This window comes from Paraburkholderia fungorum, from assembly GCF_046026025.1.
GTDB classification, from domain to species: Bacteria; Pseudomonadota; Gammaproteobacteria; order Burkholderiales; family Burkholderiaceae; genus Paraburkholderia; species Paraburkholderia fungorum_E.
Genome location: NZ_JAQQFL010000023.1, coordinates 128,803 through 144,046, shown reverse-complemented (window position 1 = coordinate 144,046; position 15,244 = coordinate 128,803). Strand labels below are relative to the sequence as shown.

Below are 15,244 nucleotides of genomic sequence, written 5' to 3'. Positions count from 1 at the left end.
CCCCCCCCCCCCCCCCCCCCCCCCCCCCCCCCCCCCCCCCCGTTCCGGACTTCGATGAATAACGAATCTTCAGCGCGAACGAATACCCCTTCTGACGAAGGAATTCGCATGACTAATTGAAGAATTAGCGCCGGTTAGATGGCCGGCTATTCAACGAGCGGACCGTCGTGACGATCAAAGGATCCGGGTTATGAAGGTCCGAATGAGCGCGACATAGGAATGGCAATCGCGCGGCAGAGCGCCAATCGTTTGCCTGACTGATGACTTTTTTTCATCGAGCCATGACCCGGCTTTATTTTGTCTGGAATACTCATGGTTACCGATTCCTCAATAGCGCGTTACGTCCATTTCCTCGACGCATGGCCGGCAAGTAGTTCATGCCGCGCGCAGGCGCTTTTATTTTCAACGTTATGAGCACTATGTGGGATGAGGATCGATCTATTTACTTAAGATTCGCTGTCTCAACCGCCAAATCGTGTAACAAAAAGAAAGTTATGTGCTCCCGGGAACTTTCTCATAAGCCTTTTAATTTGTCTACAGAAAGACTAAGCGATATTAGGAGCATTACGATATTTGACAATTGGAATCAGGATGTTATTACCGATTTGTCTTTGGAAGACGGCATGCTCTCCAGGCAAATATTTCTGCTGCGCCAGAAACGCTCATCAACGGGCATACCGATGCTGCTGCGAAACCTGATGATATGTGGCATGCAAGAAAGGGGATCAGATTCGTCTCTTCCAGATCGTCCAAATGTCCAGAAAAATTCCTTACATTTTTGTTAGCTAATTTGTGCGCTTTTTTACGGCATTTCCCGGTTAAACCATTCCCGCCAATCAATACTTTTTTGCTCAGATTTCACAAAAATCGGATAGCAACGATTTTCTATTTACGATATGATTCGCGCCCTCTGGAGGGGGCGCGATTCGCAGTGCGACGGCATTGCCGGTTTCAGTGAAGCCTTATGGATATCGAAACGCTGCTGTTCGAGCGCAGGATCGTTCCCGCTGCAACATAAGTGCGACAGCAGCGGGATACAGACTAATAACTTACCAGCGATAGCCAACGCCCGCGCCTGCGCCGACGGAACCGTGACCCGAAACGGCCGTGGTGATCGAGCCTTTGACCATCCACTTTTGCGTCGCGACCGACAGACCCACAGCCATTGCGGACTGTCCGTCGTAGTTGCCGGCTGCGAGTGCAACGACCTTTTCACCCGGCAACACCGCTTGCGGCAAATTCGCCATGGCGATTGCGGACGCCGTGCCGGCGCTCGCGTCACGGCGATATCTCTGCAGGTCATCGCGAACGCTATTGACCGCACTATTCAACTGTCGGACGTTGACTGCATCAGTCGGAGCCGTACCGTCTGCCACGTTGGTAATCTGACGCTCAGCACCCGGCGCACCAACCGAAACCGTGTTGTCCCGGTCCGCAACTGAATTTGCACCCAGGGCAACCGAATTGTTCGCGCTGACCTGGGAATTCGTGCCGATCGCAGTTCCGTTCGTACCAGTGACGTTAGAACCATCACCGACTGCGGTTCCGTTCGTGGCGGTGACTTTGGAATTCGTGCCAATGGCGGTCGCGCGTGCAGCCGTGACAGTCGTGTTGGTGCCGATTGCTGTGCCGTCCTGGCCCGAAACATTCGAGCCGTTACCGACAGCGGTTCCGTTCAATGCTGACACCGTCGAATTTTTACCCACTGCGGTGTCGGTATTGTCAGTGACCGTGCCATTCGAGCCGCTTGTCGAAATGGTGTTGACGGTCGCGGTAACCGTATTGACTTTGCTCGACAGAGCCGAGACTTGTGAAGCAATGGAGAAAAGCTGCGAGCCGTTCACGGCGTCCGTGCTCGTTGCGCTGATCTGGCCCGCGGCTACATTTTGCAACTGATGTTCCTGACCGACCGCGCCGATACTCACGACCCCGGTCGGTGTCGCACCTGCGAAGCCACCGAAGGTGACGCCGTTCAATGTGACGCTGCTCACATTCGTTGCGGCACGGGTAACAGCGCCGGAACCGAGCGCTGTCGATTCGTTGGTCGAAGCCACAGCCGCGTTGCCAATTGCAATCGAATTTGCGCCTGTGGCCTGTGTGAGCGTGCCCAGTGCAATCGCATTGGCCGATGCGGCATTCGCATTAAATCCGACTGCGATAGAAGTGACTGACGATGCGGTTGTAGACTGACCAATTGCAATGGCCGATCCCCCGCTCGCCACACTCGAATTGCCGATCGCCGTCGAGCTGCCACCGCTTGCTGTCGCCAAGGGGCCAACTGCCGTGGCGCTGTTGCTGCTGGCGTTCGCCCCGGTACCTACGGCCACGGCAGATACGTTGCTTGCCGTTGCATTCTCACCAATAGCGATTGCGTTCTGGGCAGTTGCCTGTGCGCGGGAAACTGCAACGCTACCGATCCCGGATGCAACGGAATCCACACCAACTGCTGTAGCGTCACTCGCGTTCGCGCTCGCCTGAAAACCTAGGGCCGTGCCGCCGGCGGCCGAACTGTTAGTGCCGACCGCCGTTGAGAACTCCGCAGTCGTGTGTGCCTGAGCGCCAATCGCAGTCGAGTTAAGATTCGCCGCGCTCGACCCACCGCCGAAAGCGACTGACTGGTTGCCGGTTGCGACCGAATTCGCACCAACCGCCGTGGCATTCTGGCCGCTTGCAGTTGCCGTATCGCCCAGAGCGGTTGCGGCTCCGCCGTTAGCGACGACCTTGATCCCGACCGCCGTATTCTGACTGGTGTTGCTCGCGTCACCGGCTACAGCGGGATTGGTCCCACCTGTACTCGCGGACGGCGCCGTAGCACCCCCTATCGTTGCAGTCGTCCCGCCGACCTCGCCGCCGACTGCCAGGTTATCTGCATGTGCATATCCAGCCGAGAGCGTGAGCGCCGTGAGTACAGCGAGTGCAACTTTCGACCTCGGGGAACTACCGCCATGGCCCATTTCCGCCTGCCCTACTTCGCCCTGCACGCCGCGCTGCGTTTCGGCTGCCGCTACCAGCGCGCCAATTCGACGATTCCAAACCAACTTATATCGGCTCTTGTTCATTACGTTCCGCTCTCACTTGTCTGATAGTCAATAAAGGGATTCATATCTGGTCTCCGTCACGCTCTACCCGGGGCTTTAGCCCGCCCGTGCCGTCTGGTTTTTCCCGGCGTGCCGTTCGATGGCGCCTGTCGTTACGAGGCGTCGATCGCTGCAGTCGAACCACTGACACCTACAGCTACAAATGTAGGCAGTCGCAACTTTGTGTAAGGACGGCGGAATTATGGGCAGCGTTACCGGCACAACGGTTTTGCCCGAGGGACGGAATGCTTTGCTGGAGGGAAAAATCTTTTGCTAATCCGTAGCGAAACCGCTCGATTTAAATTGAATTAACAATCTGATGCTTTTTGCGGCTTTATGCTGGCGAGCGATCGATACCCCGCAACCCTCAAGTTGCGTAATCAGCCGCCGTTAACTGGGAACGTTAACCGCCAGTTTCTTTCGCCTATACGATGCCGCACCGAAATACCGCCCTCATGGATGCCCATCTTCTTGTGGTAGACGACCAGCCGGACCAGCTTCGATTGTTGATTGACGTCTTGCGCAATGCTGGATGCCGGATCAGCGTCGGTTTCGACGGGTCACAGGCGTATCAACGGGCACTGGCGATTTCACCCGACCTGATCCTGATGGACGTACGGATGCCGCGGATGGATGGATTTGCGGCCTGCCGCCTTCTTGCCGCGGACCCGCGCACGTGGGCGATCCCCGTCATATTTCTTACTGCGGCCGGGGAACTCCACGAGCGCCTCAACGGCCTGGAAATCGGTGGCGTGGACTACGTGCTCAAGCCATTCGAGGCGGACGAGGTGCTTGCACGGATTCGCGTCCACCTCGCCCGGACACGCGGTAATTCGCACGCCGAAGATGAGGCATCCTCTTCAGACTTCACAGGCAACAGTGTCATCGTTCGCGCGGCCGTTCGCCATTTGTCGCAGAGGCTGAACGATGCGCCTACGGTCGAACAACTCGCGCGTCTCGTGGGGACCAATGAAAAACGACTGTCGCGCGCGTTTCGGGAGAACCTTGGTCAGACGGTATTCGAGTATCTCCGGGACGAACGCTTGCGGATTGCACAAAGGTTGTTGGGCCACACGCCATTGAGTATCGCCAACATCGCCGAAGAGATTGGTTTCTCCAGTGCTGCGAATTTCGCCACGGCGTTTCGCGAGCGATTCCAGATGACGCCGTCAACCTACCGGGAGGACCATCGCGGCCAGGAACCGACGGACACTCAGGAGTGCGCCGTCGATGCAGAGTAATGCCATCTTGACAACAGCCAGGTGGCACCGCTTGTTGTTCCTCTGCCTGATCTGGTGGACAACCCAGTCATTGGCCGTCGATGTCGGCACGCCGGGTAACCAGACTCAACGGGCTCCCACCCTGAGCCAGATGCAGGCATTCGAAGATGTCTCGGGCAAGATGGGGTTGGACGACGTTCTCGCGCTGTCCGCCGGAAACCCGCGAGGCTTCCTGCCCGTGCAGCGGGATAAATTAAAGCCGGGTTTCACCCGCTCAGCATGGTGGCTGCGCGTGGTCGTGAGCAACGATAGTTCAACAGCCGCCCCGCTCGTTCTCGCGTTCCTGGACGCACGCCTTCAGAACGTAGACTTTTACACCGGGCGCAGCGGTCACTGGACCCATGAGGGCGTCGATTCCGTCGGCCTGCCATCCCGGTCATCGTCGTCCCGCTATCCCTTGGCGGATTTCACGCTTGTTCCCGGCGAACAGCTTCTTTTCCTCATCCGCGTGGCGAGCGATACCGCGCTCACGCTCGAACCGAAGCTGTATTCGGCGGCGGCATATGACGCGCTGGAAGATCGTGCGGCACTCTGGAACGGAGGATTGATTGGCGGGACGCTGGCACTGGCGTGGTGCGCGTTGCTCATCGCCTATTTTTCCCGCAGCGTCCTGTTTCTCGTCCTGGCGGCTCTATGCGCCATGACCGCGCTATTCGAAGCCGCGGAACGCGGCTATACGAAGATATATCTATGGCCGCTCGCAACCGAATGGAGTGCCAGAAGTGTGACGGTGCTTGGATGTCTTGCCGTCCTGCTGTTCATCGTCTTCGTCTTGCGCATCGCACAAAGCGAAAAGGCCAACGTGCCCGCGCGCTACGTAATGGTTGGGTTCGCGTTGCTGGAGTGCATCGCAGCTGCAGGGGCCGCATTCGGCAATCTGTTCGTTTTCGTGCAGATGGGCCTATATGTCAACGCCCTGTTTGGTGTCGTCACGGTGGTCATTGCTGCACGGCTCTCGCGTCAGTCGACACCCACCGCGCGGATCATGCTGCTCACCATGATCTTCTCGCTGTTCAACTTTGCGCTGCGCATCCTCGAAACGCTTGGGTCCTTGCCGGCGGCGCTCGCATGGTTGAAGTCCGACATTCATCCGAATCCCGTCATTGCAATCATTGGCCTGGCCACCAATCTTATTGTGCTTGCGGCATGGATAAACCACGTCGGCAAGCAGCGAATAGCGGCAAGAACCGAACTCGCAGATTGGCAAAGAACCGAACACGACCGGTTACGCGAACAGGTTGCGCAGCGCACGTTGGACCTGAATGAAGCATTGCTTTACGCCGAAGAGAAAAACCAGCAGCTCATCGAAACGTTGGGCTTCGTCAGTCATGACCTCCGTGCGCCGCTTGCTACGATTACAGGTTATGCCCGGCAGTTGCTTGCTCTGGCGGATTCGAAGCAGGTGAGCCCTATCCAGGCAATCGAGCGCAGCGTGAACTATCAACTCGGCCTGATCGACGAGCTGGTCGGCTACGCGAAAACCGAAATGCAACCGTTGGACATCGTCCCAGTCGCAACGGACTTGCCCGCACTTCTCGACGACATTGCCGAATACGCGCTCGCGCTCTGCTCTCAGTTGAACAACCAGTTCAGCTACCAGGCACTGACTTCGTTGCCCCGTCGATTGACGATCGACGGCCGTCGACTTCAACAGGTTTTGCTCAATCTGCTGTCGAACGCGTCCAAGTTCACCAGAGATGGCGTCGTCATGATGACGGTGCGAGCGCGCCTGCAGGACGATCGATGGCACATGGGTTTTGAAGTCGCGGATACCGGTAGCGGTATCGACATCGAAGATCAGTCGAAACTCGTTACGGCATTTCGCCAGATACAGTCCGTGAACAGCAGCACGGGGCTGGGTCTTTTAATTTCACAGCGTATTGTCACGACAATGGGCGGCGATCTGCGCGTTTCGAGCGCACCGCTTCGCGGTACTTCTTTTTCTTTCGAACTCGTCGTTCCTGTTGCGCAGGGTGTGGAGGCTTCGCCTTCGAACCGCGTGCGGTATTCTTCCTATGGCCCTGCGCCAAGGCACCCACGGAGCCAACACCGCTTCGCGGCAACCGCCCTTCCCGAGAGCGAGCGCCGCAAACTGGCGGTTCTTGCGCAGGACGGACGCCTGACTGACATCGAGGAATGGATCGAAAGCATGATCGGAATTCACCCTTCAGGCGCAGCGTTTCTGGCTGAGATACGGCTTTGCGTCGAAACACTGGATTTCGCGGGTATAGAGGCTCTTGCTTTTCCGCCACGCGAAACGGTCAACCTTCCGCTTTAGACGATCGTGCCAGCCGGGACAATCAAGTTCGGATCGCGTGCCTCACTTAACCCCGCTCACGATCGCCGCCAGAAATCAACTGCGTCACCTGCTCCCAGAACCATTGCGCGCCCGGGTCCCTGGCGCTGCGCCGATGCCGCACCGCACTCAGTGAAAAATTTCGCTCCAACGTGGCGACGCTGCTGGCGCGGTAACGTCCAAGCAATGCGAGCGGTGCAATCAGGCTGCGCGGCAGCCACACCGCGAGATTGCTCGTAGAGAGGATCATTGGGACTGCAAGGTAATGCGCGACCCGCAGTCGAACCTGGCCGGTCAGGCCCTGCTCGGCAATCAGTTGCTCGACGTCCGGAAAGCGGCCCACCAGCACGAACTCAAACTGCGCCAACAGTTCCCGCGTGACGGTTTGACCCGCAAGCGGATGATGCTCGCCCATGACTAGCACATAGTCCTGATCGAACAAATGCGCGCGTTCGAACTCGACGCCCATATCGGGCAATTGCCCTAGCGCGATATGCACTGCGTTGGTTTCAAGCGCGCTCGCGAGTTCACCTAGGGGGATCTTGACTGACCGAAGCCGCAGGTTGGGCGCGATCATTGCCAGATGCCGGTGCAAAGTCGGCAGGAACGAAAGTTCACCGCTGTCGCTCATGCTAATCACAAAGGTGCGATCCGATTTCTCGGGCACGAATGTGCCGGCTTCCTGCAGCGTGTCATGAATTTCGCTTAGCGAGCGATGAATGGCCGGCGCGATCAGATTCACCAGCTCGGTGGGTTCGACACCACCGGGACTGCGCCTGAACAGTTGATCCTTGAGCAGCAGACGCAGACGCGTGAGCGCGCCGCTTACGACCGGCTGCGAAACATCGAGACGCTGCGCCGCACGGCCAATGTTGCGTTCTACGTAGACAGCGTCCAGCACTTCGAGCAGCGCGAGATCGAGGCGTGCCTCGTTGGTCTGTGCGCGCCGGCTCATCGCGCCTCCCGCGAACTGTTCAGCGAAGTGCGCACAAGCTCACTCATCCACATCAACGCCGGATCGAGCGCCGCGCGCGGATGGCGAAACAGGTTGACCGCAACCGCGCGTTGCTGGATCGGCGGCGTGACGATCCTGTATTTGCCGAACGCGACGATCGCACGCGCAACACTGTGCGGCAGCCACACCGCCAGGTCGCCGCCGTGCAGCAGCGCGGGCACCGACAGATAAAACGACGTGCGCACGCTGATCTGTCTCGTCAAGCCAAGGTCCGCCATCAGTTGTTCGACGTCAGGCGATTCACCGGCCACCACGTAGCGCGTCTGCTGCAGCGCTTCGCGCGACGGGTTGCGCGGCAGCGCGTGTGAACGGGCGACGAGCAACACAAACGGGTCGTTGAACAGATGCTCACGCACGATGTCGTCTCCGAGCACACCATAGCTGCCTATCGCGAAGTCGATTTCGCCGGCTTGCAGCGCCTGCGGGATGCGCTGCGTCGGGATCTGCGTCGTTTCGAGCCGCACGCGAGGCGCCAGCGTCTCGACGCGTTGCCGCAGCGACGGCACCGCAACGATCTCGATGCTATCGCTCATATGCAGGCGGAAGGTACGCTGCGCGGCACCCGGATCAAAGCCGGAACGCTGCACGAGGCAGCCTTCGAGCAAGGTCAGCGCCTCGCGGATGCGCGGCGCCAGCACGGTCATCAGTTCAGTGGGCGCCACCCCGCTGCCGGTCCGGACGAACAGGCGGTCCTCCAGCAGCGCACGCAATGTGACCAGCGCGTTGCTGACCCGCGGCTGGGACAGATTGAGCCTGACTGCCGCCCGGCTCACGCTCCGCTCGCTGTACACCGCATCGAGGATCCGCAGCAGGTTCAGGTCGATATCGTTGATATTCATGACACGAATATACGATCAAACGTCTGCGGCGTAGTGGAAAAAATAACCCGGACCTAGACTGCACTTGAAGCCGTTTCATGACGACACGGCAGCCGCCCACTCCGCTCAATCCACCGTGCGTGCGCGTCAGCGTCGCGCCTCGAGGTAACCAGCCAAGCATGATCACGATCACCGGATACAGCGATGTTCTTTCGGCCGGACCCGGCGAAACCGTCGAATTCAAGGTCTCCAGCAAGTTGCCGCACCCTTTCACCGCCGAACTGGTGCGCGTGATTCACGCCGATCCCAATCCCGCTGGCCCCGGCATGCGCTTCGAACCGCTCGGCCGGGTGTTTGCGGGTACTTTCGCGTCGGTCGACAAGCCGTTACTGCCGGGCTCTTTCGCGCGCGTGAGCGGCGTACCGGCGGCAGGTTCCGCCGCCGGGCTCACAGCGGGCGCCCGCGTCCGGCCGACTGCGCTCGCCCGCAGCGACCAGTGCGTGATGTCGCAATGGAACGCGGCACGGCAGGCGGGTTTCTCGCTACTGGTGGGCGAGCGCGGCATCGAGCTGAGGCTCGGTGCGGGCCCGGGCGCACCGCCTGTGCGCGTGCTATGCGCGGCGCGACTCGACGTCCGATGGTACGACGTCTGGTTCGCAATTGATGTCGCATCGAACCTGATCGAGGTGGGCGTCGTCGAAGTCGACGGCAGTGCCACCGAGCCAGTGCGGTGCCGAACGCTGCAAACGCTCGACGCTGGATGGCGTGCGCCGTACCACGATGACGCCGCGGATCTGCTGATCGGTGCCCTCGAAGACGGCACCGACCGGCGCGCGTATTTCAACGGCAAGATCGAATCGCCATTCGTCGCCGACGCACTGCCGTCACTCGCCAGGCATGCAGCCACAGCCGAATACACCGCACCGCGCGCCAGCGACTTCGACGCGGATGCGCTTTACGCCGCTTGGGATTTCACGCACGGCATCGACACGCTGAAGATCACCGATACAACGCCGCATGCACGCCATGGCACGCTGCACAACCTGCCGACACGCGCGGTGCGCGGCAGCGCGTGGAACGGGCGTGAGCGCTGCTGGCGCACGGCGCCGGCCCACTATGCCGCCATCCATTTCCACGACGACGATCTGCACGATGCCGGTTGGTCGACCGATTTTGCGTTCACCGTGCCCGCGACGCTGAAAAGCGGTGCCTACGCAATGCGGCTGAGCGTGGACGGCGCCACTGACTACCTGCCCTTTTACGTTCGCCCCGAACTGGGCCGGCCGGGCGCCCCGCTCGTGTTCGTCGCGGCGACCTACACGTATCAGGCGTACGCGAATTACGCTCGCGGCAACTTCGACGCGGCATTGCGCGACAAGGTTGGACGATGGGGTGCGTATCCGCACAATCCCGACGACCATCCGGAAGTCGGTCTCGCGACCTACAACCTGCATTCGGACGGCAGCGGTGTGATGTTCTCGTCACGCCTGCGCCCGATGCTGACGATGCGCCCGGGCTTCCTGACATTCGACGACTCGCGCGGCTCCGGTTGCCGCCATTACATCGCGGACTCGCACCTGCTCGACTGGCTCGAGCACGAAGGCTTTTCATTCGACGTGGTCACGGACGACGATCTGGAACGCTTCGGCGCCGCGCTCCTCGAACCGTATGCCGCGGTGCTGACGGGCACGCACCCGGAGTACCACACGGCCGCGACCCTCGACGCGTTAGCCGGGTACAAGCGCAGCGGCGGCAACCTTGCCTATCTGGGCGGCAATGGTTTCTACTGGCGCGTCGGCCGCTCGGCTGGCGTGCCGGGCGCGCTCGAAGTGCGACGCACCGAAGGCGGCGTGCGCGCGTGGGCGGCCGAATCGGGCGAGTATTTCCACGCGCTCGATGGCGAATACGGCGGATTGTGGCGCAGCAGCGCGCGAACGCCCCAGCAACTGGTTGGCGTCGGCTTCAGTTCACAGGGGCCGTTCGAAGGATCGCATTACCGCGTGATCGACGCCGCACGCACCCAGCCGGGCGGCGCGCTGCTCAAAGACATCGCGGGTCCGCTATTCGGTGGCTATGGCTTGTCCGGCGGCGGCGCGGCCGGCTTCGAACTGGATTCGACCGAAGCCGCCGACGGCACGCCGGCGAACGTCACCATCCTCGCGCGCTCCGAAGGCCATAGTGCAGCCTTTGGACCAGCGCTCGACGCCCTGCTGTCGCACACGGCGACGCGTGCGCGGAACACGCCTGACACGCTGATTCGATCCGAGATCGTCTATTACGAAACCGGCCATGGGGGCGCAGTGTTCTCGGTCGGTTCGATCACCTTCTGCGGCGCGCTTTCGCACAACGACTACCGCAACGACGTGAGTACGCTGTTGCGAAACGTGCTTATCCGCTTTTCACGCGAGCGCGGCGCACAGGCTCATGCCGCGCCTGCCGTCGCCCACACCGAGGTCAACTGATATGTCTGAACAATTTCCCGCCCGTCTCGTTGGCGATACGCCGCACGGCGGCAGCGTAATGAGCTTCTATTTGCCGAAGGGCGCAGCGCGACCACCACGCGTCGCACGCGGCGAAGGGATCTATCTTTATGACGAGAGGGGCGAGCAGTTTCTCGACGCCACCTCCGGCGCGGTCGTCAGCAACCTCGGCCATTCGAATCCGCGCGTTGTCGCGGCGATGATTGAACAGGCACAGCGCGTCACGTTCGCCTATCCACGCTTCTTCGAAAGCGAACATAACGTGCGTCTCGCCGACCGGCTGACCGGCCTCGCGGGGGAAGGTTTCGAGCGGGCTTTTTTCGTGTCGGGCGGCTCCGAAGCAAACGAATCGGCGCTCAAGCTCGCGCGGCAGTACGCGGTAGCGCGCGGCGAAGCCACGCGCTACAAGGTCATCTCGCGCGACCCGAGTTACCACGGTTCGACGATGGGTGCGATGGCGGTGACCGGCGACTCGTTCACCGAGTCCATCTACTGCCCGATGTACAGGACGATGCCGAAAATCCCCGCGCCGATGATCTACCGGCTGCCGCCGGGCGTGAGCGCCGACGATCACGTGGCGACCTGTGCCCGGGCGCTGGAAGAGAAGATTCTCGAAGAAGGACCACAGACCGTACTGGCTTTCATCATCGAGCCGATCGGCGGCTTATCGAGCGGCGCGCTCGTGTCGCCGGCGTCGTACTACCGGGCGGTGCGGGAAATCTGCGATCGCTACGGCATCCTGCTCATTCACGATGAAATCATGAGTGGCGCGGGGCGCAGCGGCGCATTCCTTTCCTCGCAGAACTGGGAAGGTTCGCGGCCCGATATCGTCACGCTGGCCAAGGGACTCGCGGCGGGGTATACGCCGTTCGGCGCCGTGCTTGCGCCGAACCGCATGGTCGAGACCATCGCCGCGCAAGGCGGCTTCGTGCACGGCCATACGTATTTCTCGAACCCGTTCTCGTGCGCGGTCGCGGCTGCCGTACTCGACGAAGTGGTCGAGCAGCGGCTCGTCGAGCGGGCGGCGCGGATGGGCACATATCTCAATGCAAAGCTACGCGAGTTGCAGCAGCGCTGCCGGTTGATCGGTGACGTGCGCGGCAAGGGACTGTTGATGGCCCTCGAACTCGTCGCCGACCCGGTCACGAAACGGCAGTTGCCGGTGGCCATGAATGCGCCCGCCCGGCTCACGAATTACGGCCTCGCGCACGGCATTGCGCTCTACAACCGGCGCGCCAATCGTGGTCAGTTCGGCGACATCCAGCTAATCGCGCCGCCGCTGATCGTGACGGAGCCACAGATCGATGAACTGATCGAGCGGCTCGAACGCTCGCTTGCCGACTTCGAACGCGATCTCGATCGCGAAGGCCTGCTCGCGTGACATAGAAATCGGAACACCTTCAAGGTACGGTGTTCACGCGAGTCGCGCAGTCCGTATGCGGACTGCGCACTATTCTCTTCCGGCCTCGACATTGAGCCGCGCCGCCTCCGGGCGACGCGGCTTTTTTATTCGGTATGCGATCTATCGGCGGGCGTAAGCGCACGCTACACGCCCACCTCGCGTATGTCCTATCTGCCGTCAAATCCAAGCCGACCAGCGCTTTTCGCGGATATTCGTTTCGCGAATATCAACTAATCGGTAAAGCGCGTCGCGGACGCAATTTTGGCTTTCTACTGTTCGCCCTGTGCCGTGACACGTGGCCTCTTCAAGCACGGCCGGCCTTCACTCTACGACCCAGGGACTCGCCCATGAATTCTTCGCTTCAAGGCACCCATACGCCGGCGGCTCGCCGCCGGCATGCGGTGATCTCCGCCACGATCGGCAACGCACTCGAATGGTTCGACATCATTGTGTTCGGCTTTCTCGCGATCACCATTTCGAAGCTGTTTTTCCCGGCAAGGGACGAACTCACCTCGCTGTTGATGACGGTCGCGACGTTCGGCGTATCGTTCTTCGTCCGGCCGATCGGCGCGGTCGTGCTTGGCATTTATGCCGACCGCGCCGGCCGCAAGGCAGCGCTATCGCTGTCGATGCTGATGATGACGGCCGGCACCCTGGCCATCGCATTCGCGCCGACATATGCGTCGATCGGCCCATGGGCGACCTTCGTGATCGTCGTATCGCGCGTGATTCAGGGCTTCTCGGCAGGCGGCGAGTTCGGCAGCTCAACCACCTTCCTGCTCGAGCACACTCCCGAGAACGAGCGCGGCTTCTATGCGAGCTGGCAAGTCGCGAGCCAGGGTTTGACCGCGGTACTCGCGGCCCTGTTCGGCATGCTCGTCACCCTTCTGCCGGCCGACGCGCAACTGTCCTGGGGCTGGCGCGTGCCGTTCCTGTTCGGCGCGCTGATAGGACCGGTGGGCTTCTACATCCGCCGCAAGGTCGAGGAAACACCGCAGTTCGTCGCCGAGGTGCAAAAGCTTGCCGGTGCGGCGCCGAGATTCACCAGCGGTCTGGGCGGTCTTGTGCCTGCCACCGGTCTGATCGTGCTGTCGACGATCGGCTCGTACGTCCTGCTGCTGTACATGCCGACCTATGCCATTCGCCAGTTGCATCTGACACCGTCGCTCGCCTACTACTCCGTGATGGCCGCCGGGCTTGTGCAGTTCGTATTGGCGCCGTGCTTCGGCGCATTGGCGGACCGCATCGGCGCGGCGCGCGTGATGGCGCCTGGCGGGCTCCTGGTGGGACTCGGCATCTATCCGGCCCTCGTCTTCGTCGACGCCGCGCCCAGCGTAACGCGCCTTGTCGCGATGCAGTTCGTGCTCGGGATCGGTCTCGCCGCCTATTTCGCACCGGTGCCGGCGCTGATGGGGCGCCTCTTTCCAACCGCCTCCCGCACAACCGGCCTGTCCGTCAGCTACAGCCTGGCTGTGACGATCTTCGGCGGCTTCGCGCCGTTCATCGTTACCTGGCTGATCGGGAAGACCGGCGACAACCTGTCGCCTGCGTACTACGTCGCGTTTGGCGCGCTCGTCAGTCTGAGCGCGTTGCGGTACTGCCGCGCGCAGAGCGGCAGGCGTCCGCCTGGCGCAACGGCGCTATCCGCTTCGCCCCTCCTTGCGCCGAAAAGCCGCAACGATGCCGCCGACGCAACCCATGTCAACAATTGCACCCACTAAGCCTTCAATCGACATTTCCCAGGTAACGCCATGAAAATCACGACCATTGCACTGATTCCCGGCATGCTTGCTTGCGGCATTGCAAGCGCCCAATCGTCCGTCACGCTGTACGGCGCGATCGACACGGGCCTGCGCTACACCGCCAACGCCGCCACCGCGAAAAGCGCGACCAGCTGGGGACTGGGATCGGGTGCGCTGATGGGAAGCCGCTTCGGGTTAAAAGGCAGCGAAGACATCGGCGGCGGTACCGCCGTGAAGTTCGTGCTCGAGAACGGCTTCCTTCCGACTACTGGCACATTCGACCAGCAAGGACAGCTATTCGGCCGTCAGGCCTGGGTCGGCATCGATAATCCGACCTACGGCGCCTTGCAGATGGGCCGCATGTACAGCCTGCCGTTCTGGCAGCTTTCCAACTACGACACCTTCAACTTCCCCAACTATCTGCAGGAAGCCTGGGAGACGCGCTTCTTCGGCGTGCGGCTGGACAATTCCATGAAGTATTCGATTTCGCGCGACGGCTTTTCCCTGCAACTGCAGCATTCGTTCGGCGGTCAGGCGGGTGATTTTCAGGCTGGCTCGACTGACGCCGCCGCCCTCTCCTACAACGGCAATGGCTTTGCCGCCGGCGCGGTTGCGCAACGATCGAGCGACGCAGCGGACCGGCACGCGAACGTGTTCGGCGGCGGCGCGAACTATACGCTCGGACCGGTCGCGTTGTACGGCCTCTATATCTACTCCCGGCGCGACGCCGGGTTTACGGTGGGCTCTGCGACGGGGTCGCCGCTCGCCAATACGAGCATGCTGTCCAATGTCAGTACCGCGGCCGGTGCCAATACGCAGACCGCGAGCCGTCGCGATTCCTACGTGGATGTCGGCGTCAACTATCGCGTAACCCCCGCGCTGAGCGCAGGGGTCAGTCTGATGTTCGACAGCGTGGCTGGCGTCGCGGGCAACGAGGGCGGCAAGATCAAGACGCTCGTCGCACTCGTCGACTACCACCTGTCGAAACGAACCGACGTCTACGCCGAACTCGACCGCAACATCCTGAACGGCGCCTCCGTGACCGATCCCAACAATCCCGTGGGCAGCTTCGGTGGACGGGCCAACCAGACAGGCGCCACGCTCGGTCTGCGTACGCTCTTTTGAGCCGTTCGT

10 protein-coding genes are annotated in these 15,244 nt (G+C 61.2%); 7 read left to right on the top strand and 3 right to left on the bottom strand.

Annotated elements, in window-relative coordinates; all coding sequences use genetic code 11:
* Window positions 1–1,049: 1,049 nt before the first annotated feature.
* Window positions 1,050–3,011: a YadA family autotransporter adhesin gene (locus tag PQR67_RS23980; protein WP_408464761.1), complete on the bottom strand. Its 1,962-nt coding sequence runs from the start codon at window positions 3,009–3,011 to the stop codon at window positions 1,050–1,052.
* Here PQR67_RS23980 and PQR67_RS23975 point away from each other — a divergent pair.
* From PQR67_RS23975 to PQR67_RS23965, 3 genes are all read left to right on the top strand, one after another.
* The gene (locus PQR67_RS23975; protein ID WP_408464763.1) at window positions 2,946–3,083 is read left to right on the top strand and encodes a hypothetical protein; all 138 of its coding nucleotides are present in this window, start codon (window positions 2,946–2,948) and stop codon (window positions 3,081–3,083) included. The genes PQR67_RS23980 and PQR67_RS23975 overlap by 66 nt on opposite strands.
* A gap of 425 nt (window positions 3,084–3,508) precedes the next feature.
* Window positions 3,509–4,318, top strand: coding sequence for a response regulator transcription factor (locus PQR67_RS23970; RefSeq protein WP_408464747.1), 810 nt, complete (start codon window positions 3,509–3,511; stop codon window positions 4,316–4,318).
* Complete coding sequence (locus tag PQR67_RS23965; RefSeq protein ID WP_408464745.1) at window positions 4,308–6,635, top strand: sensor histidine kinase; 2,328 nt, start codon at window positions 4,308–4,310, stop codon at window positions 6,633–6,635. The genes PQR67_RS23970 and PQR67_RS23965 overlap by 11 nt, the downstream gene beginning before the upstream one ends.
* Window positions 6,636–6,681: 46 nt before the next feature.
* On the opposite strand, the gene PQR67_RS23960 is transcribed toward PQR67_RS23965, so the two are convergent.
* Together PQR67_RS23960 and PQR67_RS23955 are read right to left on the bottom strand one after the other, a co-directional pair.
* Window positions 6,682–7,608, bottom strand: a complete 927-nt coding sequence (locus tag PQR67_RS23960; protein WP_408464743.1) for a LysR family transcriptional regulator — start codon at window positions 7,606–7,608, stop codon at window positions 6,682–6,684.
* Window positions 7,605–8,507, bottom strand: coding sequence for a LysR substrate-binding domain-containing protein (locus PQR67_RS23955; RefSeq protein WP_408464741.1), 903 nt, complete (start codon window positions 8,505–8,507; stop codon window positions 7,605–7,607). The genes PQR67_RS23960 and PQR67_RS23955 overlap by 4 nt, the downstream gene beginning before the upstream one ends.
* 158 nt (window positions 8,508–8,665) lie before the next feature.
* On the opposite strand from PQR67_RS23955, the gene PQR67_RS23950 reads away from it, so the two are divergent.
* From PQR67_RS23950 to PQR67_RS23935, 4 genes are all read left to right on the top strand, one after another.
* The gene (locus PQR67_RS23950) at window positions 8,666–10,948 is read left to right on the top strand and encodes a N,N-dimethylformamidase beta subunit family domain-containing protein (protein WP_408464739.1); all 2,283 of its coding nucleotides are present in this window, start codon (window positions 8,666–8,668) and stop codon (window positions 10,946–10,948) included.
* A 1-nt stretch (window position 10,949) separates the two neighbouring features.
* A complete protein-coding gene (locus tag PQR67_RS23945; RefSeq protein WP_408464737.1) occupies window positions 10,950–12,347 on the top strand; it encodes an aminotransferase family protein in 1,398 nt (465 codons plus the stop codon).
* 368 nt (window positions 12,348–12,715) lie between these two features.
* Complete coding sequence (locus PQR67_RS23940; protein ID WP_408464735.1) at window positions 12,716–14,089, top strand: MFS transporter; 1,374 nt, start codon at window positions 12,716–12,718, stop codon at window positions 14,087–14,089.
* Between the two features lie 30 nt (window positions 14,090–14,119).
* Window positions 14,120–15,235 (top strand): porin, encoded by a 1,116-nt coding sequence (locus PQR67_RS23935; protein WP_408464733.1) that lies wholly within the window; start codon window positions 14,120–14,122, stop codon window positions 15,233–15,235.
* Window positions 15,236–15,244: the final 9 nt, after the last annotated feature.